Source organism: Bartonella occidentalis, from assembly GCF_037070875.1.
Taxonomy (GTDB): domain Bacteria; phylum Pseudomonadota; class Alphaproteobacteria; order Rhizobiales; family Rhizobiaceae; genus Bartonella.
Genome location: NZ_JAYMZJ010000003.1, coordinates 55,068 through 80,143, shown reverse-complemented (window position 1 = coordinate 80,143; position 25,076 = coordinate 55,068). Strand labels below are relative to the sequence as shown.

The 25,076-nt window shown below is 37.9% G+C and carries 22 protein-coding genes and 1 pseudogene; 15 read left to right on the top strand and 8 right to left on the bottom strand.

Annotation, left to right across the window (positions count from 1 at the left end; translation table 11 throughout):
- Positions 1 to 402: 402 nt before the first annotated feature.
- Complete coding sequence (locus WCP78_RS05365; protein WP_336279484.1) at positions 403 to 996, top strand: BA14K family protein; 594 nt, start codon at positions 403 to 405, stop codon at positions 994 to 996.
- Between the two features lie 84 nt (positions 997 to 1,080).
- On the opposite strand, the gene WCP78_RS05360 is transcribed toward WCP78_RS05365, so the two are convergent.
- Complete coding sequence (locus WCP78_RS05360) at positions 1,081 to 1,725, bottom strand: MBL fold metallo-hydrolase (protein WP_336279483.1); 645 nt, start codon at positions 1,723 to 1,725, stop codon at positions 1,081 to 1,083.
- Positions 1,726 to 1,872: 147 nt separating this feature from the next.
- On the opposite strand from WCP78_RS05360, the gene WCP78_RS05355 reads away from it, so the two are divergent.
- Both WCP78_RS05355 and WCP78_RS05350 read left to right on the top strand, forming a co-directional pair.
- Positions 1,873 to 2,577, top strand: a complete 705-nt coding sequence (locus tag WCP78_RS05355) for a response regulator (protein ID WP_336279482.1) — start codon at positions 1,873 to 1,875, stop codon at positions 2,575 to 2,577.
- An 8-nt stretch (positions 2,578 to 2,585) separates the two neighbouring features.
- Positions 2,586 to 3,926: an ATP-binding protein gene (locus WCP78_RS05350; protein ID WP_336279481.1), complete on the top strand. Its 1,341-nt coding sequence runs from the start codon at positions 2,586 to 2,588 to the stop codon at positions 3,924 to 3,926.
- A 59-nt stretch (positions 3,927 to 3,985) separates the two neighbouring features.
- On the opposite strand, the gene WCP78_RS05345 is transcribed toward WCP78_RS05350, so the two are convergent.
- The 3 genes from WCP78_RS05345 to WCP78_RS05335 form a co-directional block, all read right to left on the bottom strand.
- Positions 3,986 to 4,486 carry a type III secretion system chaperone family protein gene (locus WCP78_RS05345; RefSeq protein WP_336279569.1) on the bottom strand — a complete coding sequence of 167 codons (501 nt, stop codon included), beginning with the start codon at positions 4,484 to 4,486 and terminating at the stop codon, positions 3,986 to 3,988.
- Between the two features lie 9 nt (positions 4,487 to 4,495).
- The gene (locus tag WCP78_RS05340) at positions 4,496 to 4,660 is read right to left on the bottom strand and encodes a hypothetical protein (protein ID WP_336279480.1); all 165 of its coding nucleotides are present in this window, start codon (positions 4,658 to 4,660) and stop codon (positions 4,496 to 4,498) included.
- Positions 4,661 to 4,845: 185 nt separating this feature from the next.
- A complete protein-coding gene (locus WCP78_RS05335; RefSeq protein ID WP_336279479.1) occupies positions 4,846 to 5,106 on the bottom strand; it encodes an accessory factor UbiK family protein in 261 nt (86 codons plus the stop codon).
- Positions 5,107 to 5,352: 246 nt separating this feature from the next.
- Here WCP78_RS05335 and lgt point away from each other — a divergent pair.
- From lgt to WCP78_RS05315, 4 genes and pseudogenes are all read left to right on the top strand, one after another.
- Positions 5,353 to 6,232 (top strand): annotated as a pseudogene (gene lgt, locus WCP78_RS05330) (prolipoprotein diacylglyceryl transferase).
- Positions 6,207 to 7,286 carry a class I SAM-dependent methyltransferase gene (locus WCP78_RS05325; RefSeq protein WP_336279477.1) on the top strand — a complete coding sequence of 360 codons (1,080 nt, stop codon included), beginning with the start codon at positions 6,207 to 6,209 and terminating at the stop codon, positions 7,284 to 7,286. Before lgt ends, WCP78_RS05325 begins: the two are co-directional and overlap by 26 nt.
- Before the next feature lie 80 nt (positions 7,287 to 7,366).
- Complete coding sequence (pgeF, locus tag WCP78_RS05320; protein ID WP_336279476.1) at positions 7,367 to 8,158, top strand: peptidoglycan editing factor PgeF; 792 nt, start codon at positions 7,367 to 7,369, stop codon at positions 8,156 to 8,158.
- Between the two features lie 441 nt (positions 8,159 to 8,599).
- Entirely contained in the window at positions 8,600 to 9,532 is a 933-nt protein-coding gene (locus tag WCP78_RS05315) for a ribose-phosphate pyrophosphokinase (RefSeq protein WP_336279475.1), read from the top strand.
- Here the strand turns inward: WCP78_RS05315 and WCP78_RS05310 are convergent.
- Entirely contained in the window at positions 9,529 to 11,028 is a 1,500-nt protein-coding gene (locus tag WCP78_RS05310) for a helicase HerA domain-containing protein (protein ID WP_336279568.1), read from the bottom strand. The genes WCP78_RS05315 and WCP78_RS05310 overlap by 4 nt on opposite strands.
- 281 nt (positions 11,029 to 11,309) lie before the next feature.
- Here WCP78_RS05310 and WCP78_RS05305 point away from each other — a divergent pair, with 281 nt between their 5' ends.
- The gene (locus WCP78_RS05305; RefSeq protein WP_336279474.1) at positions 11,310 to 11,924 is read left to right on the top strand and encodes a 50S ribosomal protein L25/general stress protein Ctc; all 615 of its coding nucleotides are present in this window, start codon (positions 11,310 to 11,312) and stop codon (positions 11,922 to 11,924) included.
- A gap of 93 nt (positions 11,925 to 12,017) precedes the next feature.
- A complete protein-coding gene (pth, locus tag WCP78_RS05300) occupies positions 12,018 to 12,602 on the top strand; it encodes an aminoacyl-tRNA hydrolase (protein ID WP_336279473.1) in 585 nt (194 codons plus the stop codon).
- Between the two features lie 134 nt (positions 12,603 to 12,736).
- Here the strand turns inward: pth and WCP78_RS05295 are convergent, their stop codons facing one another.
- Positions 12,737 to 13,489: a L,D-transpeptidase gene (locus WCP78_RS05295; RefSeq protein WP_336279472.1), complete on the bottom strand. Its 753-nt coding sequence runs from the start codon at positions 13,487 to 13,489 to the stop codon at positions 12,737 to 12,739.
- Positions 13,490 to 13,743: 254 nt separating this feature from the next.
- On the opposite strand from WCP78_RS05295, the gene ychF reads away from it, so the two are divergent.
- Entirely contained in the window at positions 13,744 to 14,847 is a 1,104-nt protein-coding gene (ychF, locus tag WCP78_RS05290) for a redox-regulated ATPase YchF (RefSeq protein ID WP_336279471.1), read from the top strand.
- Positions 14,848 to 15,004: 157 nt separating this feature from the next.
- On the opposite strand, the gene WCP78_RS05285 is transcribed toward ychF, so the two are convergent.
- Positions 15,005 to 15,445 (bottom strand): PRC-barrel domain-containing protein, encoded by a 441-nt coding sequence (locus WCP78_RS05285; protein WP_336279470.1) that lies wholly within the window; start codon positions 15,443 to 15,445, stop codon positions 15,005 to 15,007.
- Between the two features lie 554 nt (positions 15,446 to 15,999).
- On the opposite strand from WCP78_RS05285, the gene WCP78_RS05280 reads away from it, so the two are divergent.
- Positions 16,000 to 16,464 (top strand): tRNA (cytidine(34)-2'-O)-methyltransferase, encoded by a 465-nt coding sequence (locus tag WCP78_RS05280; protein WP_336279469.1) that lies wholly within the window; start codon positions 16,000 to 16,002, stop codon positions 16,462 to 16,464.
- A gap of 207 nt (positions 16,465 to 16,671) precedes the next feature.
- Here WCP78_RS05280 and WCP78_RS05275 read toward each other — a convergent pair whose 3' ends face one another.
- A complete protein-coding gene (locus tag WCP78_RS05275; RefSeq protein WP_336279468.1) occupies positions 16,672 to 17,925 on the bottom strand; it encodes a CCA tRNA nucleotidyltransferase in 1,254 nt (417 codons plus the stop codon).
- Positions 17,926 to 18,170: 245 nt separating this feature from the next.
- Here WCP78_RS05275 and WCP78_RS05270 point away from each other — a divergent pair, with 245 nt between their 5' ends.
- From WCP78_RS05270 to WCP78_RS05255, 4 genes are read left to right on the top strand one after another with little or no spacing between them, the layout of a single operon-like run.
- Positions 18,171 to 19,202 carry an AAA family ATPase gene (locus WCP78_RS05270; protein ID WP_336279466.1) on the top strand — a complete coding sequence of 344 codons (1,032 nt, stop codon included), beginning with the start codon at positions 18,171 to 18,173 and terminating at the stop codon, positions 19,200 to 19,202.
- Complete coding sequence (locus WCP78_RS05265) at positions 19,202 to 20,113, top strand: DUF58 domain-containing protein (RefSeq protein ID WP_336279465.1); 912 nt, start codon at positions 19,202 to 19,204, stop codon at positions 20,111 to 20,113. The genes WCP78_RS05270 and WCP78_RS05265 overlap by 1 nt, the downstream gene beginning before the upstream one ends.
- Positions 20,110 to 22,914: a DUF4159 domain-containing protein gene (locus WCP78_RS05260; protein WP_336279464.1), complete on the top strand. Its 2,805-nt coding sequence runs from the start codon at positions 20,110 to 20,112 to the stop codon at positions 22,912 to 22,914. The genes WCP78_RS05265 and WCP78_RS05260 overlap by 4 nt, the downstream gene beginning before the upstream one ends.
- Positions 22,911 to 25,007 carry a glutamine amidotransferase gene (locus WCP78_RS05255; protein ID WP_336279463.1) on the top strand — a complete coding sequence of 699 codons (2,097 nt, stop codon included), beginning with the start codon at positions 22,911 to 22,913 and terminating at the stop codon, positions 25,005 to 25,007. The genes WCP78_RS05260 and WCP78_RS05255 overlap by 4 nt, the downstream gene beginning before the upstream one ends.
- The last annotated feature ends 69 nt before the right edge of the window (positions 25,008 to 25,076 follow it).

The following is a 25,076-nucleotide window of genomic DNA, read 5'->3' as shown; positions in this document are numbered from 1 at the left end:
AATTAATCAATAAACATAATGTCTTGTACAATATTATTTATAAATTAAGATAAAGAAAAATTTCCCCTATAGTATGACCTAAAAAAATTTTTGTCATAAAGCCTATCTTCTCTCAAGATTTTCCTAAGATGATCAGCACTATACAAAGTCTATCTTTTAGTATAGAATCTACCACCATAATAATAAAGTAAATGGCTATAAATATAGTTTTATGAATTAGTCTGAGCAGAGTATTCTTTTAAAATTTAGATTTTTTACCCTGACTTTTTCTATGACTTTATAATTTATCTCAACTAAATGGCTCTTCATTCGTTTTGCCTCAATAAAGTCCAAAATCGTTCAGGCTATATTCAGTTTGGTGCGTGTAGGATACAGAACAATTCATTATAAAGGAGCGTCGCTATGAGGAAATTTATTAAGCCAGCAGTCTTATCGGCAGCATCAGCTGCTACCGTTTTAGTGCCACTAAGTACAGCCTTTGCTAATAAAACATCATTTTTAAATGAAAGAATCACACAAACAACAATAACCGATCCTTTTTTCAATAATAGTGGCCAAATACGAACACAAACCTATATTAATCGCCATCAAGTACGCCGTGAAGAACAAACAAGCCATTTCACTCGTATAGAACGTCATAAACATGTACACAATCATTTCGTAGAGCAGAATAATTCAGGTGATACTTTAGCGGCAGGTATTCTTGGCCTTGCAGCAGGTGCACTTCTCGGGAATGCTTTAAAAAAATCAGAGCCACCACAACCACAAATTGTTTATCAAGTTGCACCACAACGTCAAGTTATATATGAAGTTCCACAAACTCAAGTGGTTTATCAAGCACCTCCAATTGTAACATATCAAAACCAACAATTGTCGGCTAGCTGGCTTCAATATTGTCGAACAAAATACCGTTCATTTAATCCAGAAACGGGAACTTTTAGAGGTTATGATGGCAAAGATCATTTCTGTTATGCTCCTGTTGCAGTTAACAATTAACTTCTCCTTTGCTCTATGAGAGAAGTTAAAATCTTGAGTAGAAAGAAAAAACCGCCTAAAGGCGGTTTTTCGTTTGTTAATCTATTAAATTCCTCGCAGAAAAGGATTCCACTGACGTTCGTAACCTATGCGGCTTCCTGAGCCATGACCACAAATAAAATCAACATCATCACCTAAGGGAAGGATCTTGTCCCGAATGGATTTCATCAATTCTTCATGAGAACAAAATGGAAAATCTGTACGCCCAATAGAACCACGAAAGAGTACATCACCTAATAGGGCAAATCGTTCTTTTTCATTAAAGTAAATAACATGGCCAGGGGAATGTCCTGGTGTATGAAAAACATTAAATATATGTCCAGCACAATTAACGCTATCGCCATCCTCCAACCATTGATCAGGAACACAAATGCGCGTTTCAGGCAAGCCATAGTTTTTAGCACTTTCGTTTACAGCATCCATCACAGGCTTATCACCACGGTGTGAACCAATAATTTCAACATTAAGAGCTTCCTTAGCTTGCATTGCTGCTCCTATATGATCAATATGACCATGTGTTATCCAAATAGCTTCAACAATAACGCCTACCTTTTTAATCACTTCTCGAATTTGAGGCCAATCACCACCTGGATCAACCAAAACACCTGTCTTACTTCCCTTGTCAAAAAGCAAAGTGCAATTTTGTTGGAAAGGTGTAACTGGGATAATATGCGTACTAAGGCTTCCCATGATATCCTTCTCAAAGTTAAATATCGCTCATCATATAAACTATACTTTTCAATCCCTTGATAGAAAAAATAGCCTGCTCGACAGTTTCGCGCAACTTATGTAAAATTATATTTTGTGTAAACTGAATTTTTATCAAGGTTTTGAAAAATGACTGATCAAGTTCAAGCTTTGTGTGATGATGCACCTCATCTTCTTGTGATTGATGACGACACTCGTATTCGCAACCTTTTGTTTCAATTTCTCGTTAAAAATGGATTTCGCGTTTCAGTCTCTGCCAGTGCTGATGAAGCAAAACGACAGCTCTCCAGCTTAGATTTTGACCTCCTGATCATTGACGTCATGATGCCTGGTGAAAACGGAATTGATTTTACTCATTCATTGCGTCAAACAAAAGACGTTCCCATTCTCATGCTCACAGCTTTGTCGGAAACAAACAGCCGTATCCACGGACTAGAAGCAGGCGCAGATGACTATTTAACAAAGCCATTTGATCCTCGTGAACTTTTGCTACGCATCAACGCTATTTTAAGACGTGGTTTTTCATCCACCTCCCCAAAAATCGAACAAATTATTTTTGGACCTTATATGTTTTCAATTGCACGGCGCGAACTTAAAAAAGGAGGAGAAGTTATTAAATTAACAGACAAAGAACAAGAAATGATGGTCATTTTTGCTGAAAATGCAGGTGATACAATTCCACGCTATAAATTCGCAACAGATGACAGCAATGTAAGTGAACGTGCTATTGATGTACAGATTAATCGTCTACGCCGAAAGATAGAAAAAAACCCAGCACTTCCAACATGGCTCCAAACCGTACGAGGAATAGGTTATAGGCTCTCAATTGAATAGATATAATAATGATTAAACCTTCAAAAAAAATTGTTCAATGGTTGACGAAAAAGATGCCTAAGCGGCTTTATGCTCGCTCTTTGATCATTATTATTGCTCCTATGGTGCTCTTACAAACGGTAATTGGTTATGTTTTTATGGAGCGCCATTGGCAGATGGTCACTGAGCGTCTTTCAACCACCGTTGTCCATGATATTTCTGCTATTATTGATATAATTGAAACATATCCGCAACAAGCTAATTATGAAGATATCAAACGTATTGCACAACAACGCATGGGATTAAATATTTCTATTCTACCACCTTCGCCCCTTCCTCCACCAGGACCTAAACCATTTTTTGCAATTCTTGATTATTTTTTAAGCGAAGAAATTACCCGCCAAATTAATCGTCCGTTTTGGATTGATACGGTAGGCGATTCTGATCTTGTTGAAATTCGTATTCATCTTGGTCACAATATCTTACGCGTCTTTGCGATGCGCAGCCAAGCCTATGCTTCCAATACTGGTATTTTTTTAAGTTGGATGGTAGGAACGGCACTTGTGCTATTGCTGATAGCAATTTACTTCTTGCGCAACCAAATAAAACCTATACAACAGTTGGCTGAAGCAGCAGAAAGTTTTGGATGTGGTCGTCCTTTACCAGAAGGATTCCAACCACAAGGCGCTGATGAAATCCAACGCGCTGGCATTGCTTTTTTACGCATGCGTGAACGTATTGAACGCCAAATTGAACAACGCACCATGATGCTCTCAGGCGTTAGTCATGATTTAAGAACTATTCTCACACGCCTTAAACTTCAGCTAGCGTTAGTAAATACGGATTTTGATACCAAACTTCTTGAACAAGATGTTAATGACATGCAAAATATGTTAGAAGATTACCTTGCTTTTGCACGCGGTGAAGGCAGTGAAAGCACTAAAACTTTTGATTTAAATGCTCTTATGCAAAAATTTTCCGCAGATGCCCATCTGCGCAAACGTCAATTTTTTTATACCATTGAAGGCTCTACAGAAATACAAGCACGCCCACACGCCTTCACCCGCTTAGTCAGCAATCTTGTCTCAAACGCATTTTGTTATGCCAACACAGTCAAATTGACAGCAATATCTCAACGAGAATCTTTGGTAATGACTATTGATGATGATGGACCTGGCATTCATAAAAATATGCGTACTGAAGTATTTAAACCATTCTTTAGGCTTGATAAAGCACGAAATCAAGATTCTAGTGGAACAGGTCTTGGTCTCTCTATTGCCCAAGATATAGCACGTAGCCATGGAGGCAATATCCAATTAGATGACAGCCCACTGGGGGGATTACGCACTATTATCGATATCCCCTTATGAGAAAGATTGCGTAAATTTGTTATCAGGAAAAATGATTGATAAACAGACTGGCTAAGGATTTAAGCATTTCCTGCAGTCTCAAATAAAGAATATTGTAGAGCCTTGTAGGCGCTTTCACCAGTCCAAGCAACCATCTGAAATGCAGCGTAATAGCTTTCACAAACTTTAAGTGAATATATCAACAATGTTTCAACCTGTGTATGAGACGGATGCACCCCACCAGCCAGAAGAAGACCCTGCCGATAAATTACCGAACTGTCCCCCTGCCAATAATCAAAATGCCCCAGTAATAATTTTTCATTAATTGCCAATAACAAGCGATGCATTTCTGCTGTTCGAGCATTTTCGATAAAAAGGTCAAATGCACAAGCTAAATGAAGAGCTTCCTGCTCTTCCATCCACGAAAAAGCAAGACGATAACTTGTGCATGTCCCTTTCACACGAACATTAATCTCATCTTCTGCATTCCGCTCAAAAGACCAATCGTACTTATGGGCAATCTGTTCGATACAATCGACAGGATGCTCTTCCCTTTCTGTGGCGCAAAATGCAAGCCTCATCATTAACCCTCAATCAATATGCATAACATTATCAATAGAACAACTCAAAATGCCCAAACCATAACAATTACCTGCCATAGCCTTTACATCACACAAATACGCACTAAAAAACTGTACTGGGAAACGAATAATGCTTCCCATATTAACAAGCCTGATAACAATAAAACGAATCATCAATCTTTTTCAGTGTATTGATACAATTTAATAGCACCAGCCCCCTTGGTACGAAAAAAGTGCTTTTTTACAAAAAATAAATAGATAATCTGTGCTAACAGATTCATGATTAAGCATTTTTTAGTTTCACACACCGCACTGAAAAATTGGGGATATTTTTTTGAATCTATAAATTTTTACAAAAACTATTTTATTTCTGCATCTGTGTTTTGTTCCAAATCATCAAGACGTTTTCTCAAGTCAGCATTATCGGCATGGAGTTTGAGCAGCATTTCTTTAAACACTTCAAATTCCTCTCGTGAAACAAGATCAAGCTTATTGGCTATTTTTTCAGCCTGTAAACGAAAAGCTGTTCCAGCTTCACGCCGTATGCCTTGTGCAGCATCTGCTGCATCTGTTGCTAATTTTGATAATTCATCAAGAATACGGTTTGATCCATTATACATTTAATTTTCCTTAAATTTTAATTATTGATGTACACACTATAAAGTATTTTAATAACATTGAGATACCGTATTCGTTCCCTATAATGTACAGATTTCACCTAAACTTCTTACACTTTTATACTCTTTTTACCAGTATAATTTTATCATTATAAACAAAGCAATCTCGCATTCTCTTGGCTTGACCATGATAGATTCATCTGTCATGTCTAGTCATTATGTAATATTATCAATGTAAAGCACTTACTTATGAACGATTTTTTCTGTCCTGCCATTGCTTTTCCTAGCTCTCTTAGTCCTGTAATTATACAGTTAGGTTCTGTGTCTATACATTGGTACGGACTTGGCTACGTTGTAGGTATTCTTTTTGCTTGGTGGTATGCTCAAAAATTATTATCAAGGCAACCTCTATGGTTTGCAAACCAACCTCCTATGGATAAAGAAAAGATAGGAGATTTTGTTGTATGGTCTGTTATCAGTATTATCATTGGTGGTCGCTTAGGACAGATACTTATATGGGATCCCTCTTATTATTTTAACCACCCAAGCGATATTATCGCAGTATGGAATGGAGGTATGTCTTTTCATGGTGGACTTATTGGCATCACTATTGCAATGATTGTGTTTGCCCATAAAAACAAAATTAAAATACAACAGATGTTTGATATAATTGCAGCAGGCGCTCCTATTGGTATTGGCATTGTACGAATATGCAACTTCATTAACCAAGAATTATGGGGGAAAGTCACCACTGTATCCTGGGCTGTTTGCTTTCCTCAAGACCCCCAATATCTACCGCGTCACCCAAGTCAACTTTACGAAGCACTAATGGAAGGATTTCTTCTTTTTATCATCTTATTTATTATTATTTTTGCTTTCAAAGCATTAAAGCGCCCTGGCGCCGTAGCGGGGACATTTATTATGAGCTACGCAATAACGCGGATCATCTCAGAAGTTTATCGTGTTCCTCAAGAAGATCCAGAATGGTTTTCTACTCTTTTCCATTCCACTGGATTAACCTATGGTATGGCTTTATCTCTCCCTATGCTTTTTTTAGGTATCTATCTACTTTTCCAAGCTTTTAAACATTCGTCTATAGAATAATGGCTACCCTCAAAGCAAAAATTAAAGAAATTATTGCTCTCAATGGACCAATCACTGTCAGCCAATATATGACATTGGCACTCACAGATCCACAATTTGGCTATTATCGAACACAAATACCCTTTGGACGTGCTGGTGATTTTATTACTGCCCCTGAGATAAGCCAATTATTTGGAGAAATGATTGGAATTTGGGTTCTTGCAAGTTGGAAAGCCCATGATTGTCCTCACCCTTTCATTTTAGCTGAAATCGGCCCAGGACGTGGAACTCTCATGGATGACATCCTACGTACCATTCAAAAATTATCCACTACAGCATTTAATTCTGCTGAGATTTTTCTGATTGAAGTGAGCCAACGACTTGCAAAAGAACAACAAAACCGTCTTTCATCTTATAATAAACAAATTCATAGCATTGAAAGTTTTAGTCAAATCCCCTCGAAACCTCTCTTCCTAATCGCCAATGAATTTTTCGATGCACTTCCCATCAACCAATATATTAAAATTAATGGAGAATGGAGAGAGCGCCGCATTACAGTTAATAAAAATGGGGATTTCGCATTTATTGCTCACCAGAATAGATTCTCTCCTTCTTATCTATACCCTGACTATTCCGAAATACCAGATGGAACAATTTTCGAACATGCACCTTCACGTCATCAATTGATGCAACAAATCAGCAACCATCTGAGACAAATGACAGGCTCTGCTTTGCTCATTGATTATGGTGCTGCTGAATTTGCATTTGGCGATACGCTACAAGCAGTCTCAAAACATAAATTCCAAGATATATTTGAGGCTCCTGGTGAACATGATTTAACATCACATGTTGGTTTTGCTTTTTTAAAAACAATAGCTCTCAAACAGAGATGCTTTGTTGAAATTCTCGAACAAAGAGATTTTCTTTTAAAAATGGGACTGCTGCAACGAGCAAAACAGCTTGGAGCTAATAAAAGTGCTGCGCTGCAAAACAAAATTCACCAAGATGTAAAACGATTAGCTGGTTCAGATCAAATGGGTAAATTATTTAAAGTTTTACATGTCAGCAATAAAAATATACCACTACCGCCTAAATTTTGACCACTTTACTAAGGTGCATTAAAAAATAGAATCCTCTCATGAACGGTTCTCACTTTTAAATAATCATATAAGGAACTTTTATGAAGCCTTCTCTTGACCCCATCTTATCAAAAAACCTTTCTGATTTACACATGTATGGGATAAAACATAGTTTTTTTACACGCCAATGCGGTGTTTTTAAAAGCTTCGATGAAAACCTTCATATTGAGAACAGCTCAAGTCATACCCCTGAAGAATATACCGCACAAAACCGCAATTTGATTGCCGATTATTTTGGTATTGGAGTGCAAGATTTAATCACGGTCAATCAAATACATTCCTGTGAAGTCGTTGTCGCTCACCAAGCCTTTAGCAATAAGCCTCCTCAAGCTGATGCTCTTGTTACAACGGAAAAAAAATTAGCAATCGGTGTTCTCACAGCAGATTGTGGACCAATTCTGTTTTCTGATCCACAAGCAGGTGTCATTGCCGCTGCACATGCTGGCTGGCGAGGGAGTTTAAATGGTATCGTGGAAAAAACAATTTCCGTTATGGAAGAGCAAGGTGCTAAACGACAATCAATAATAGCAGTTCTTGGTCCTTGTATCTGTTCTTACCATTACGAAGTAACAAATGAATTTTATAATAAATTTATTAACATCCATAACAAATTCCAAATATATTTTTTAAAAACGGATGAAAATCATTTTAACTTTAACCTACGAGCATTTATTATGGATAAACTAAAAGAATCAAGGGTTAATGCTTATTGTCTAAAACTTTGTACCTATCAGGATGAACAGCGTTTTTTTTCCTATCGCCGTGCAGTGCACCGCAATAAGCTTAGTTATGGACGGCAAATTTCTGCTATTATGCTTACAGATAAAAAATAAACGCCTTTTGAATCTAACATAACACTGAAATTCAAAGCACCATTTTTACCTTTATAAAAAAACTCGATTATACTTGGATTTTTATTAAAAATAATCTATTAACTTACACAATGTGATAACTTTATCTGTATTATATTCTAATGTTTGATTGGACAATTGATGATGAGATGCTTTATGAATATGCTCCTCTCTATCAAACATAAGAAAATACTCATGTTGAAACCTTTTTTATAAAGCAACTGCAAAGTCCCTATTAAATATGTTTTTCTTTTTCTCACCACCCAATAGCTTTTCTTTTAAAACAACAAGAAGAAAGATTCTACAGCTCTTTAATAATGACTAATAACATTGTAATGATTTTGTCGTTGTCTTCGTACAATCTGACAATAAAAAGTTTAAAACCACATCACACTTTATCGTAATTACTCAAAGGCTCTTACCATGAAACTTTTCTGCGGCAATTCTAACCCATGCCTTGCTGAAAATGTCACAAAATATTTAAACATTCCCTTGGGAAAAGCAACTGTGAAGCGTTTTGCTGATCAAGAAATTTTTGTAGAATTACATGAAAATGTCCGCGGACAAGATGTGTTTATTCTGCAATCCTCGTCCTATCCGGCAAACGATCATTTGATGGAATTGCTCATCATGATTGACGCTCTTCGCCGTTCTTCAGCGCGTCGCATCACAGCTGTTATACCCTATTTTGGTTATGCTCGCCAAGATCGTAAGCCTGGACCACGCACTCCTATTTCTGCAAAACTTGTTGCTAACCTTATTACTGAAGCAGGAGCCCATCGCATTTTGACATTGGATCTTCATGCAGGCCAAATTCAAGGTTTTTTTGATATTCCAGCAGACAATCTTTATGCTGTTCCAGTTATTTCTCGCGACGTCAAGATGCATTACTCTCTTGACAATGTTATTGTTGTTTCACCCGACGTAGGTGGCGTAGTACGTGCACGCTCCTTAGCCAAACGCTTAAACAGTTTGTTAGCTATCGTTGACAAACGTCGTGAACGTCCTGGTGAATCAGAAGTAATGAATATTATTGGAAATGTAACTGGCAAAGATTGTATTTTGCTCGATGATATTGTTGATTCAGGTGGAACCTTATGCAATGCAGCGAGTGCTCTACTCCAACACGGTGCAAATAGCGTCACAGCCTACATCACCCATGGTGTTCTTTCTGGAAATGCTGTCGAACGCATTACAAACTCAGAAATGAAAGAATTAGTTGTTACCGATTCAATTATGCCAACAGAAGCGGTTAAGAAAGCACATAATATCCGCGTTTTATCAATTTCTGACTTAATTGGGGAAGCTATTGCAAGAACCGCAGCCGAACAATCCGTTTCAAGCTTATTCATTTAAAGTGGAGCTTTTGGATCTCCTGGCGCTGTTTCTAGACCAAGATCAGGAAAAGCTATAACGCGTTGACCACTAAAATGAGTCCGAATAACAACAAGTCCGCGCTCTTCGAAATAGGTTAAAAGCCGACGTGCACGGCTTAAAGAATGCGTTCCGTAAAGACGTGCTAACAGTGCGTCTGACGGACATGGTTTTCCAGTTATAGCTGTTTGTGCCACATTCAAAAAAACACCCTGCACATCATCTTCTAAACTTTCTGATATATGCAAAATGCGTTTCCAGCTTTCACTCACAGCAGTTTCTTCATCAACACAAGCCTGAGCAATGGCCAATTTACGTCGAAATTGCGAAAGATGCAAAGGCACATCTGAAATACCGTGAATACGACAACGAACCAAAAAGTCTTGATAAAGCACCGCTATTGAACGATAAGCAGCCTCAGGATCATCCATAATTTCACGAATAACACATTCTGCTTGTTTATCACGATCAACAGCAGAAAGTTCAGGAAATAAACTTGGCTCTTCTTCAAACAACTCTTGCTTTTTTTGCACAACTTCTTCTAACATTTCATGAACTGACTTTTTTTTAACAGGCTCCTGTGAATGTTTAAATGGAACTAAAACTTCCTCTGGTGAAGCAGTAAAAACAAGTTCTTTGACATCTGCTCTTTCTGTTGGAAGTGGCATTAGTTTTGGACTAGATGAGCGCGCCAATGTTTCAACAGAACCAATCTTGATGGGTAAGGAACGTCGTGATAAAGCAGGTCCTAAAGCGATAAAATGGCCGCGCTCAAGATCTCTAAACATTTCTGCTTGGCGGCGTTCCATTCCTAAAAGATCAGCCGCGCGTACCATATCTATATCTAAGAAAGTCCGCCCTATTAAAAAATTTGAAGCTTCAGCAGCTACATTCTTTGCCAGCTTCGCCAAACGCTGCGTAGCAATAACACCAGCAAGACCACGTTTACGTCCTCTACACATAAGATTACTCATAGCACCAAGTGAAATCTTACGAGCTTCATCAGAAACTTCACCCGCTACAGCCGGAGCAAATAGTTGTGCTTCATCGACAACAACGAGCATAGGGTACCAATAATCACGCTCCACATCAAACAATGCTCCAAGAAAAGCCCCAACAGCACGCATTTGTTGTTCATGATCCAAACCTTCGAGATTAAACACTACAGAAACCCGATGTTGACGAACCCGGTGAGCAATACGCGTCAATTCTTGTTCGCCACGTTCAGCCTCAACAACAACATGACCAAATTTATCTGACAAAGTTACAAAATCACCCTCTGGATCAACCACACAGTGTTGCACCCAGGAAGCACTTTGTTCAAGGAGGCGTCGAAGAAGATGCGATTTTCCTGAACCGGAATTGCCTTGAACAAGAAGACGTGTAGCCAATAATTCTTCAAGATCAATGAGTGCTGGCGTCGATTGACGCAAAGCTCTAGATTCTGACACCTCACCTAAGGTGATCTCAACCTTCATAAAGTCTCCAATATCTAATTTTGAATATATCGAATAAGTATGATTGATTCCCCATTGACCTACTCGTAACATTTCTTCTGCCTTAACGGTAGAAAGCGTGAATTTTTCCCACAACTCTTGCATTGTATAAATATTTAACTTATAGAATGAGCTTCTGCGTAGACACCCTTGGAGGCAATGCAGAATGAAGCGTTTGCTACTTAATAGCGTATACCTTCATATTTAAAAAAAACTGTTATGAGTTTTTGATAAATCTCCAATATATAAAAAGGACTTAAATTATGAGCACAAGCGACACTCTTAAGGCCGAAATACGTAAACGGGTTGGTAAGGGGTCCTCCCGTGAATTACGCCGCAACGGTCTCATTCCAGCTGTCATTTATGGCAACAAACAGCCTCCCTTGGCAATCGCAGTTTCCTATAAAGAAATCTTCTACAAAATTCGTGCTGGTGGTTTCCGTACCACAGTTTCTACAATCGAAGTTGATAAAAAGAAAATTCTGGTTCTAGCGAAAGATTATCAACTCGATCCGGTTCGCGACTTTCCTATACATGTGGATTTTTTACGTGTTTCAGCAAAATCAGTTGTGGATGTAAATATCCCCGTACACTTCATTAATGAAGATACAGCCCCTGGTATCAAACAGGGAGGTGTCTTGAACATTGTTCGCCATGAAATTGAATGTACCGCTCCAGCAAATGCCATTCCTCAAGCAATTGAAATTGACCTTGCTAACTATTCTATTGGTGATTCTATCCATATTTCAGCCGTGCAATTACCAGAAGGCGTCGTGCCAGTAATCCAAGATAGAGACTTTACCATCGCAACTATAGCAGCTCCTGCTAGCGTGGATACCAATGATAATAATGATGAATTAGAACAAGAGGATGACTAGAACAACGCAAAAGCTTAATAAATTTTAGCAGGCAGAAATTTTATTCTGCCTTCATTTAATTTTTTAACTCATAATACTTCACTAGAGGTATACATGTGGCTTATTGCTGGTCTTGGTAATCCTGGTTTACAGTACCAAAATAACCGCCATAATATCGGTTTCATGGCGGTTGATGCTATATACCAGTCTTTCTCTTTTTCTCCGTGGTCAAAGAAGTTTCAAGCTGAAATCTCCAATGGACTTATAAATAATGATAAAGTTTTTCTTATAAAACCTCAAACTTTTATGAATTTATCTGGGCAAGCTATTGGTGAAATTTTACGATTTTATAAATTAGACTTAAAGAATTTAATTGTCATCTATGATGAACTGGACTTACCCCCTGGGAAAGTACGTGTAAAAGTCGGTGGAGGAAGTAACGGACATAATGGCATAAAGTCTGTTATTTCCCATTGCGGAACTGATTATTGCCGTGTGAGATTGGGAATTGGACACCCTGGTTCTAAAGAACTTGTTCATCAACATGTTTTAGGCAATTTCACAGAATCTGACCAAAAATGGTTATTTCCTCTCTTAGATACACTTACAAAAAACATTACTGCTCTCATAAATGGTGATCATAACCTTTTTATGAATGAGGTTTCGCGAACAATGAAAAACAAAGATCTGCAAAAGTAAGTTATTTTTCTCTGTACGAACCGAGTCAGCATCACTTGCCGCAATTGTTATGTATGTATTTTTTAAAAGCCCTCATTTAGTATAAACTATCAAATAATAGTTTTTATAACTCTACATCTATTCCACCCCTAAAACTAAAATGATTTACTTGGATTTACAGTAGACCATAGTGGATCGTCATTAAAGTCTGACTTTTGACTTGGAAAACTAGCTGCATTTTCGCTATTCTGCAACACTACTACACGAGATCCAACAGGAACACGATCATAAAGATCAATCGCATCTTGATTAAGCAAACGGATACAACCACTTGAAATAGCATGACCAATTGACCATGATTCGTGTGAGCCATGAATGCGAAAGAGTGTATCCTGCCCATTTTTATAAAGGTAAAGTGCCCGTGCTCCTAACGGATTATCTGGTCCTGGTGGCAATCCTTTACCCAAATGACCATAACGCTCTGGCTCTCGAGCCATCATTGCTGCAGTAGGAGCCCAATTTGGCCAGCGACGTTTGCGTTGTACAACCCCCTCACCTTCAAACTCCAGTCCCTCTTTACCAACACCAATACCATAGCGTAAAGCTTTCCCATTTTCACCAATAAGGTAAAGAAAACGCTCCTGTGTATCTACAATTAATGTCCCAGGAGGATAAGATGTGTAATAAATTACTTGCTGTCGCCAAAATTTTGGCTCAATTGTAGTAAGATCAATAGCAGGTAATGAATAAGGTTCATTTACTACAGGACCATACAAAGCCTGTATTTCTTCTGGAATGTACCAAGTTTTTTGAGAAGTAGCAAACGACATATCTGACTGACGCGTAGCACATGCAACCAAAGCCAGGGGTGTTGCTATTAAAAAGGCACGACGAGACAAAACTGTCATATTTTCTCCGATTAATTCATCACATAAACTCGTGTATTAAGAAAAACTTAAGACACTCTTAACATTAATTTCTAATTCTATCATGATCAAGATAGGAAGTATCTAAAATATGACGATAAAAAGTTAACCATTCCTTATGCATAGCTTTTTTCTCTTTCATAACAACTGAAGACTATAACTTTTTTTCAAATATGTTATAGAAATGCTCGTAAAGCTTTCTCTTGATCATAAAATAGACAGAAAAGAAGACGCTCATGGGTTTTAAATGCGGTATTGTTGGATTACCTAACGTCGGTAAGTCAACCCTCTTTAATGCATTAACAAAAACAGCTACAGCGCAGGCTGCTAATTATCCTTTTTGTACAATCGAACCCAATACAGGGGAAGTTGCAGTTCCAGATTTACGCCTAGAAAAAATTGCATCTATCGCTCATTCAAAAGAAATCATTCCTACACGCATCAATTTTGTTGATATTGCCGGCCTCGTACGAGGTGCTTCAAAAGGTGAAGGTTTAGGCAATAAATTTTTAGCCAATATTCGTGAAGTTGATGCCATTATTCACGTTTTACGCTGTTTTCAAGATGGAGATATTACGCACGTAGAAGGACGAATTGATCCCGTTTCCGATGCCGCAACAGTCGACACAGAGCTCATGCTTGCAGATCTTGAAAGTCTTGAAAGACGAATCGTTCAAATCCGTAAACGTGCAACTGGTAAAGATAAAGAAGCTCTGGAAATTCTTCCAATGATGGAAGCAGCATTAAATTTGTTACAAAAAGGAAACCCTGTTCGGTTATTACTCAAAGATATCTCCTCTGATGAGCATCGTATTCTCAATAATTTGAATCTTTTAACTTCAAAACCTGTGCTTTATGTTTGCAATGTCAGTGAAAATGATGCCGCTCACGGAAATAGCTTTACCCAAGCAGTTGAAAAAATGGCAATAGAACAAAATGCTCAAAGCATTATCATTTCTGCTGCCATTGAAGCTGAAATCATCCAACTTAGTGATGAGGAAGCCACAGAATATTTAAATGCCTTAGAGCTCTTTGAACCAAGTCTTAATCGTCTCATTCGCGCTGGCTACCATTTGCTTGATCTTATTACTTACTTTACGTGTGGGCCTAAGGAAACAAGAGCATGGACTATTGTGCGGAACACAAAAGCACCCCAAGCAGCTGGCGTCATACACTCAGATATTGAACGCGGATTCATCCGTGCACAAACTATTAGCTACGAGGACTTTATCGCTTCAGGCGGAGAAAATGGAGCAAAAGAAGCGGGTAAAGCCCGCAGTGAGGGTAAAGAGTATATCGTGCAAGATGGCGACATTATGTTGTTTAAACATAATACTTAATTGCACTCCTCTTTAAAGAGGTTTTATATTTTTCAAAAAACTGGAAAAACTTTTGCAATAAATACTGCAAGACCTTTTAAAGACTCTCTTCAAATAAGAGCAACGCCACCTTACCACTATATAGCCGATTTCATTCTTCGAGAAAAAATCGCAAAAATCAACGCGCCCAACGTCCTTCATATTTGAAGTTTGGAGCATGCTTTAAAGAATCCTTTGTTGCATTCGTCATAAGTTTCCACTTACCATAGTCATTTGTCATTTGGATTGTTTCTGGATCAACAACGACATAACTTTCTCCTATTCCGAGAAAACCACCAACAGCAACAACAAACCCCGTAATATTATTTTCACGCAAAATAATATCTTTCACTTCACCAATATTCTCGTCTTCCATATTGTATACATATGCACCAATGAGACTTGAAGCAACAAAATCGGTTGCTAAAGGTGTAACATAACGCGCAGGCATATTTGTTTTCACTTCCACAACACCAACTGAAGAAATTATTTCAGGTTTAGAAGAGATCAAAACAGGCTGAGCATAAGCGCAAGAAGCCATCAAAACTGATATAAAAGTAGTAAGTGCAATTTTTTTCATTTTTAACATCTCCGTTTTTACTTTACAAAACATCAATGCATCATAACTGAATTTGTTCCTTATGTTTTCCCCCAGATCCATGACCCCCGATTACTTCTCCAATCTTTCATCTTATTCTAAATTGATTTTTCTAAAGCACGTAAGATATAATCCCTTTAAATATTAATAAATTTCCTAAAATGAGATAATTTAAAGGCTGGTTTTTGCGAATCTTCCTTATTCAGGTAGCTATTAATATTTAAAAGGAAAGACATGATTTAAAAGGAAAGATACAGCTTAAAACAAACTGGTTTATAAATCTCCCATCATGTTGTTACCTTTCTTTATTATCACCCAATAGACACATTCATATTCCACACTGCTTTTACTTTCCCATATCTCAGAATCTTATCCGGCAGCTCAATAATTTTTATTTTTACGCGTTGGATGATCTTTCTCTAAAACCCCAATAAATACAGCTAAATACAAAAACAATATGCTCTTTCAGTTATATTTCTAAAATAGGTCTTGTAACTTCTTTACAAATCATCAAGTAGAAACATAATATATGGCACATGACACTTCACATTGCTCTTTTTCAACCAGATATCGCTGGTAATACTGGAACGATTTTACGTCTTAGCGCTTGTTTTGGTTTGCATGTACACATTATTGAGCCTGCAGGCTTTAATCTTTCGGATCGCAAGCTTAAACGAGCAGGCATGGATTATCTTGAACATGCCTCCCTAGAAAGACATATCGATTGGCAACATTTTAAAGACAGTATGAAATGCTTAAATCGCCGTCTTTTACTTCTAAGTACAAAGGCAAAAATGCACTACACAGAGATGTGCTATCAAAAAAATGATGTTTTACTTTTTGGTCGTGAATCAGCAGGAGTCCCTGATTATGTCAATAAAGCTGTTGATTATACGTTAAAAATTCCCATGCAATTACATGCGCGCTCTTTAAACCTTGCAATGAGCGTAGCTATAACAACTGGGGAAGCACTTCGCCAAATTGGTTATAATGAAAAATAAAGCTTTATAAAAAATACAAAACGTCCGTCAAAACCTTCAAAACTTTAGAAAAGCATTCATGCATTACCCATGAATCTTAGAAAGAGTAAAGCCACTCTTATAAGATCTTATAGTATTCCTACAATTTACGTCATTCTGCTCCTAATATCTATAAAATGGCGGCGCAAAAAGCTCAATAACAACAGAAGATTATTTTTAAAGCCAACATTATAGATTTATTTTTTTTAATAATTCATCTTGATCTATTAAAAATCCGCTTTCAATCCATATCATTTCTAACTCTTTAAGCTTTTGCCCTATAAGTACTCCTTTAACTAAGCCTTTTTTTATTAACTCCTTACCACTAACAGGAAAAGCTGGGATTTCCCATTTTTGCGCAAGCTGATAAAGCCTGATATAATTTCCCGCTTTTTTCAAAGCTTCATTCTTCTCCGGAACATCAACATATGCTGCAGCTATAGATAAGGACAATTGATCTAAAACCGGCTGTCGCCCATGAAAATAAATCAATTTTTTAATAAAATGATCTGAACAATTTTGGCTAATCACTTCCAGCTCTGCCCACTTCTTCAACCGTGTTGTTTCTTTATTAGATAAACGTAAGCGATGAGCCATTGCATGAAGACGTACGGGATCGGGAGGGAGCATACTTTCTAATCGTAACAACGGATCAGCTTTCCAACCAAGAATCTGTTCTATTTTCACAAGTGAGTGAATTGTATCAATGCCCCATTTTTCTGTTTCAGGAAAAATAATCGTCAAAATTCCACTTTGGCGCATCCATAAAAGAGCACGTACTGGATCCGAGACAGTGAGGAGTTTTTTCATTTCTCCCCAAATACGTTCAGACGAAAGCTTGTGCAAACCGTTCTTTAAACAAGCACATGCCTTTAACCCTTGCGCATCAGGTCTTCCTGCCCCATACCAAGCAAAAAAACGGAAAAATCTCAAAATACGCAAATAATCCTCACGAATACGATTTTCTGCGATACCAATGAACCGTATTGTTCGGCTGGCAATATCGTTCAAACCTCCTACTGCATCATAAAGTTGGCCATCAGCATCACAGTAAAGAGCATTAATAGTAAAATCCCGTCGTTCAGCATCTTTTTGCCAATCACGACCGAAAATTACTTTTGCGTGACGACCATCCGTTTCAATATCAGAGCGGAGCGTTGTAACCTCATAAGAACATGATTCAGTAACCACAGTCACCGTACCAAATGCAACACCTGTAGGAATAGCCTTAAATCCTGCATTTTCCGCACGCGCTATAATTTGTTGTGGCAAACAAGTTGTAGCAATATCGATATCACTGATAGGCTTCTCTAACAGCTGATTGCGCACTGCACCACCGACAACACGTGCCTCCTCACCCTCCAAAGACAAAATATGAAGAATCTTTTGAATACAACTATGCTGCAACCAATCAACATGTTTGAAATTTTGTACTATACTCACCTTTTAACCTTTTAAACAAATTGGTATCCTCCTTCAGGAACAGACTGATACTTTTATAGAGCAATACCTCTTGATACACCATAAAATAACGCTTCCCATCCCAAATAGATTTCTCTCTATGGACACAAATTAAAAAAATAAAGTATTATACTTCTTTTATCGTCATTTTCTGTTACAAATCATAAAATATCATCATCATGCAGAAGAAATTATCAATTTTGAGACAAATACCTTAAGGAAAGAATATGAGTCAAAGCGATACACTATCCAATTCTACTGCAGAGTCCAGTATCAATAATGAAGCTCAAACACTCATCAATGGTATTGATGCAGCACACAAAGAAATGGATACTCTAAAACAAGAAATTGATAAAGTTATTTTTGGTCAAAGCTCTGTAATTGAATACGCTTTAACGACCATTTTAGCTGGTGGACATGCCCTTCTTGTTGGGGTTCCAGGAGTTGCTAAGACGCGCCTTGTTGAAACATTAGGAAAAGTATTGGGGCTTGATGAAAAACGCATCCAATTTACACCAGATTTGATGCCATCAGACATTATCGGTTCTGAAATCATGGATCTAGATAAAAATGGTAAACGTTCTTTTCGTTATATTCAAGGGCCTATCTTTACCCAACTTCTCATGGCTGATGAAATTAATCGCGCCTCTCCACGCACCCAATCAGCTCTTTTACAAGCTATGCAAGAATATCACGTTACCGTTGCTGGAACTCGTTACGATTTGCCACAGCCTTTTCATGTACTTGCAACCCAAAACCCTCTCGAACAAGAAGGAACTTATCCGCTTCCCGAAGCACAGCTAGATCGTTTTTTGATGCAAATTGATATTGATTATCCTGATTTGACAACAGAGAGACGTATTATTTTAGAAACAACGATAGAAAAAAATCGAAGTGCAAAACCAATTTTATCAACTCAAAAACTGCAAAAAATTCAAAAAATCATTCGCAAAATGCCTATTTCGGAAAGCGTTATTGAGGCCATTTTAAAATTAGTTCGTTCAGCTCGTCCTCATAAAGACAATACCCTCGCAAACACTTATATTGCTTGGGGGCCTGGTCCTCGGGCATCGCAAGCACTTTCACTTTGTGTTCGTGCTCGTGCTCTTTATCATGGACGCTTAGCTCCTTCACTTGATGATGTTGAAACATTAGCTCAACCCGTATTACAACACCGCATGGCACTCAATTTTTCTGCGCGTGCGGACAATATAACTGTAAAAGATATTATTAAAAATCTTGTGAAAGACGCCCTCTAATGGCTATCGGCACAAAAACTTCAAAAAAATCTCCACTATCCCTCGCTGCTAAAATGCATGAAGATGCGGGGAAGATGCCGTATTGTATTCTACAAGCACGCCTAATCGCCAACACATTGATAACCGGATGGCATGGCCAACGTAAATGCGGTAACGGAGAAAATTTTTGGCAATTTCGCCCTTATTTTGAAGGGGAATCCATTACGCGTATTGATTGGCGCCGCTCAGCACGTGATGAACATACTTACCTACGTGAGCATGAATGGGAAATAACACAAACAGTTTGGATTTGGCCTGATCAAAGCGCTTCCATGCACTATTGTTCGCGCTTCTCCAAAACCTCCAAGCACGATTATGCTATCATTCTTACTTTTGCATTAGCAACAATTCTTGCCCGGAGCGGCGAACATATTGCAATTCCAAATTTAGTGCCACCTACGATGGCATCCAATGTCATAGAACGTATGGCTTTAGCTTTGATCAATTATCAATCAGAAAATCCATTTCCAGACTTTTCCACTATTACGCGTTTTTCACATGTAATTATAATAAGCGATTTTCTCGATCATCCTGAAAAAATCATCCAACATTTAGATATTTTGTCCGCAAAACAGGTTACTGCTCATTTAATTGAAATTTCTGATCCCGTAGAAGAGCACTTCCCTTATAAAGGTCATACAGAATTTTTTGATCCCGAAACGCAAGAAAAACACGTTTTGAAGAAAGCAGAAGATCTCCGTGAACGCTATTGCAAGCTGTATCAAGAAAGACGACAAAAATTAGCAGATTTTTGCTTACGCCAAGGATGGACTTATAATGTAAGTACAACTGATCGACCTTTAACAGAAATAGTTTTGCAACTTGCAAATAAAATGAGTAGCTCTTCATCTTACGTAAGGAGGTCATTTTGAATTTTGGTGCTCCCCTGATTTTATTAGGGCTTCTAGCTCTACCTGTCATTTGGTGGTTGTTGCGAACAACACCTCCTGCTGCGCGTAAAGAGCTTTTTCCTCCATTACGTCTTTTGCCTACATCAACAAATCAGCAAGAATCTACAAACCATACACCTTGGTGGTTACTATTGTTACGCTTAACTATAGCAGCTCTGATTATTATTGCTCTAGCACGACCTACCTGGAATGAAAATCCAATTATACTCTCTGGAACTCAACCTCTTGCAATTATCATCGATAATGGATGGGCATCTGCAAAAGAGTGGAAAAAACGTATTAGTGTTGCAGAAACTCTTCTTACACAAGCAGAAAAACAAAAAAAAAATATCTATCTTCTTGCGACAGCTGAAAATGATATTGCCGATATTGATCCTTTACCTGCAAAAGAAATAAAACAGCGTTTAATGCATTTGCAACCCCAACCATGGCCTGTAGATCGCGTGCGTGCATTTAAAAAACTCTCTGAAGCAACCAAAGGTAAACTTCTCGATATTGCATACTTAAGCGACGGATTACATACAAGCGAAGATGATCAAGCTTTTTTTCTTATTCAACAATTAAAACCAAAAACATTCTTATGGTATTTAGCCGATATTTCTGATTTAACTGGCATAACAGCAATAGAAAATAAAAACGGAAATACTATCGCACACATTATTCGTGCAACCACACACGGTGAATCTGCAGTTACATTAAACTTTTATGATTTAAATAATCAATCGCTTGGCCGTTTTACAACAAATTTTCATGAAGGAGAAACAACAGCCGTTGTTCCTTTTAACTTACCACTTGAATTACGTAATGATATTGCGTGGATAAAAATCGAAAACAATGCGAATACCGCTTCAACTTTCTTAGTTGGTAGTCATAATCGAATAAACCGTGTTGCTCTCTTATCACCAAGCATCAATGAAATGGCACAGCCTCTGCTTTCTCCATTTTATTATATTATCAAGGCATTACAAGGTCATACACAGCTTATAACAGCAGGAGGTAGAGAGCTTTCAATTGATATTGATCTCTTACTCCAACAAAATCCATCTGTTTTCATTATGGGTGACATTATTAATATGTCAAAAGAGGCAGAAAAAAAGCTATCTAATTTCGTGAATAAAGGAGGAACTCTCATCCGCTTTGCAGGAGAAAATTTAAGCACTATAGAACATCATGATAGTCTACTGCCTGTGCCACTGCGTCCTGGAAAGCGTCTCCTTGGAAGTGTTATGTCTTGGGCTCAACCGCAAAAACTTGCACCTTTTGCAAAAAATAGTGTCTTTTCTGACCTTCCTTTCCCAGAAGATATCACTGTTTCACGCCAAATTCTAGCAGAACCAAGCCCAGATCTTTTTGAAAAAACATGGCTCAGTCTTGCTGATGGAACGCCTCTTATTACAGCTGCGAACCGCGGGAAAGGTACACTCATTCTTATTCATGTCGCGCCCGACCTTACATGGTCAAATCTTCCCCTTTCTGTTTTTTTTACGCAAATGCTGCAAAAATTAATCACATTGAGTAGCTATGAAAATAAAGATCCAACGCATATCAAAACAACAATAGCACAGCGCCCTTGGCGAACATTGACCGCTGATGGTTTCCTACAAACTCCACCACCTTATGTTGTTCCACTCGTTATTGATGCACAAAATCCGCCGCTTCCTTCTTATCGTACCCCACCTGGACTTTATGGCTTTAAGAATAATTTTTATGCACTTAATCTCTTAAATCATTCATCAAAGCTAATAAAGCAATCTTTATTACCTGCTTCTTTAAGTGAGAATCCTTTGTCCTATAATACAAAAGAGAAACATCTCATTGGACCACTTTTAGGATTAGCCGTCTTATTATTTGCATTTGATAATTTTCTAGTTTTATGGATGGGAAGACCTTTTTTTCTCAATAGACGAAGCAATATGCTCCTCTTTTTTTCTTTTATAATGGGTTTTATTACACTATTTTTATATGTCCCAACCATTTATGCACAAAATAAAAAAAATTATGATGAAACCATAGTACAAGCAGCTGGTGCTACTCATCTCGCCTATGTTATAACAAACAATCATGAAATAGATACAGCGAGTAAGAGCGGATTAGAGGCATTGAGCCAATTTATTGCAGAACGTACAATGCTCTCTCCTGGTTCTGTGGTAGCACTTAATCTTGATAAAGATGAACTCGCTTTCTATCCTCTCATTTATTGGCCGATTGACGCTAACAGTCCTTTACCGACACAAAAAAGTATTGAAAAAATAAATCATTTCATGAAACATGGAGGGACAGTTTTATTTGACACACGCGACCAAATAAACACTAACCTTAATCTGGAAGGCGAGGCTACTCCAGCAACCCAAAAATTACGAACCATATTAAAAGGATTAAGTATTCCAGCAATTGAACCAGCATCCACTGATCATGTTATTGCTCGTTCTTTCTATATTATGCCGGATTTCCCTGGTCTCTATCGCGGTTCGCCTTTGTGGGTTGAATCATCATCAATGAATAAAAAAAATAAAAATTCTCTTTCTACGGGTGATAATGTAAGCTCTCTCCTGATCACCGCTAATAATTTTGCTGGTGCTTGGGCATTAGATGAGAAAGGTATGTGGAAATATCCACTTATTTCTAATGATCCGATGCAACGCTTGTGGGCATTTCGTGCAGGATTAAATATTATTATCTATGTGCTTACAGGCAATTACAAGGCAGACCAAGTCCATGTTCCTGCTCTATTAGATCGCTTTAACAGAGAAAGAAGGCAATGACATCATTTTTCACTTTTCAGCCTTTTTTACCGATTTTTTGGATTCTACTATTGGGAGGGATATCCACTCTCTTTGTGATTATCGGCCTCATTGCACAGCGTCAAGGATCCTTATTGCGCCTTATAACATTAGTCTCTCTCATCCTTGCTATTCTTAATCCAATGATCATAAAAGAGCAACGTGAACCGCTCAAAAGCACCGTAGGAATTGTCATTGACCGTAGCGAAAGCCAAAAATTTGGCACACGCACAAATGATAGTGATGAAGCATATGCACAATTAACCGATGCACTGGCGCAATATCCCCAATTTGAGCCACGCTTTATCGATGCTGGAAAACTTTCCAATAATCAATATGCCCCCACAACGAATTTATTTCATGCACTAACACAAACTATATCCGATGTACCATTATCTCGTTATGCAGGCACAATCTTTATCACCGACGGACAAGTGCATGACATTCCAGAATTATCCAACCTTTACCATAAAGCACCTATCAATGCCCTTATAACAGGAAGATCTGATGAATTTGACCGCCAAATTAAGTTTATTTCTCCTCCTCGTTTTGCTCTTATCAATAAACCACACATACTCTCCATTTTAGTAGAAGATAAAGGACAACGTCCAGAATCTTTACCAGCGAAAGCAAATATTACGGTAAGCGTTAACGGTCAAGAAACAGGTCATTATTCCGTAACTCCTGGTATCGTTTTTCAAACTGAAATCACTCTTCCCCATGCTGAAAAAAATATCATTCAAGTTTCAACCGATACACATAAAGATGAATTAAGCTTTGAAAACAATCGTGCCATAACTGTTATAAAAGGAATCAGAGAAAACCTGCGCGTTCTTCTTGTTTCAGGTGCACCTTATAATGGTGAACGGACATGGCGTGATCTTTTAAAAGGTGATTCCAATATTGATCTTGTTCACTTCACTATTTTGCGTCCCCCTAGCAAGGCGGATAATACCCCATTAAGCCAGTTATCGCTTGTGGTATTTCCTACAACAAAACTATTTGTTGAAGATATTAATAATTTTGATCTCATTATCCTTGATGGATATCAGCATTCTTCTGTTTTTCCACTAATTTATTATGATTATATCGCTCAATATGTACAAAATGGCGGTGCACTGTTGATGGTAACAGGACCTGAATTTACCCAGCAGTACTCGCTTGCTAAAACCCCTTTGATCAGCATTTTACCCGCATTACCAAATGGTATTATTATTCAAAAGCCTTTTCATCCCACAATAACTAAAGAAGGTGAGCGTCACCCTGTTACACGAGATCTTGCAACGCCATCTTATCCAGCCTCTCAATGGGGGCAATGGTTACGACAAATTGCAATCAAAAATGCAGACAAAGTCACTGCTCTGATGAAAGGAGCTGATGAGCAACCACTTTTACTCCTTTCTCATGTTGGGAAAGGACGTGTAGGCATGTTGCTTTCTGACGAAAGTTGGCTTTGGGCACGAGGTTTTGAGGGTGGTGGTCCTTATGCAGCTCTTTATCGTCGAATTTTCCATTGGCTTATGAAAGAACCCGAACTTGAAGAAGAAAAATTAACCGCTACGAGCGACCACCACCTTTTAACAATCCGTCGCCAAACACTTAAAGATTATCCAGAATCAGCAGAAATAACCTTTCCCTCTGGGAAAAAGGAAAACATCACACTTACCAAAGAAAAAGAAGGTGTATTTACTGCAACCGTTGACACTAATGAAATAGGGATTTTTACTATCAAAAATGGTGATCTAACAGTGCTTGCTTCTGTCGGTGTAATCAATAACCTTGAATTGTATGATATAATTTCAACAGATGAAAAATTAACCTCCATCAGTAAACATACTGGAGGACATATCACGCGTTTACACAACGAAAAAAAAGAAAGAATCAACATTCCTCCTATAAAGCTTCTTCAATCAAAAGCAGGGCAAACGCCTCCCCCTGCTCGTTCAATTGTTTTAAAAGAAGCAACTGAAACCCGTTTAATCACCGCTTCCTATTTTTCAATCTTTTCTGATTTTTTTGCGCTACTCACCTGTCTTTTCTTACTGAGTAGTGTGTGGTATCGTGAAAGCCGTTAAAAATTTTGAAAAATTGCATCTTATTTTTTAAAAATGTAGCTTAACCCTGTAAAAGTATAACATCCGTAA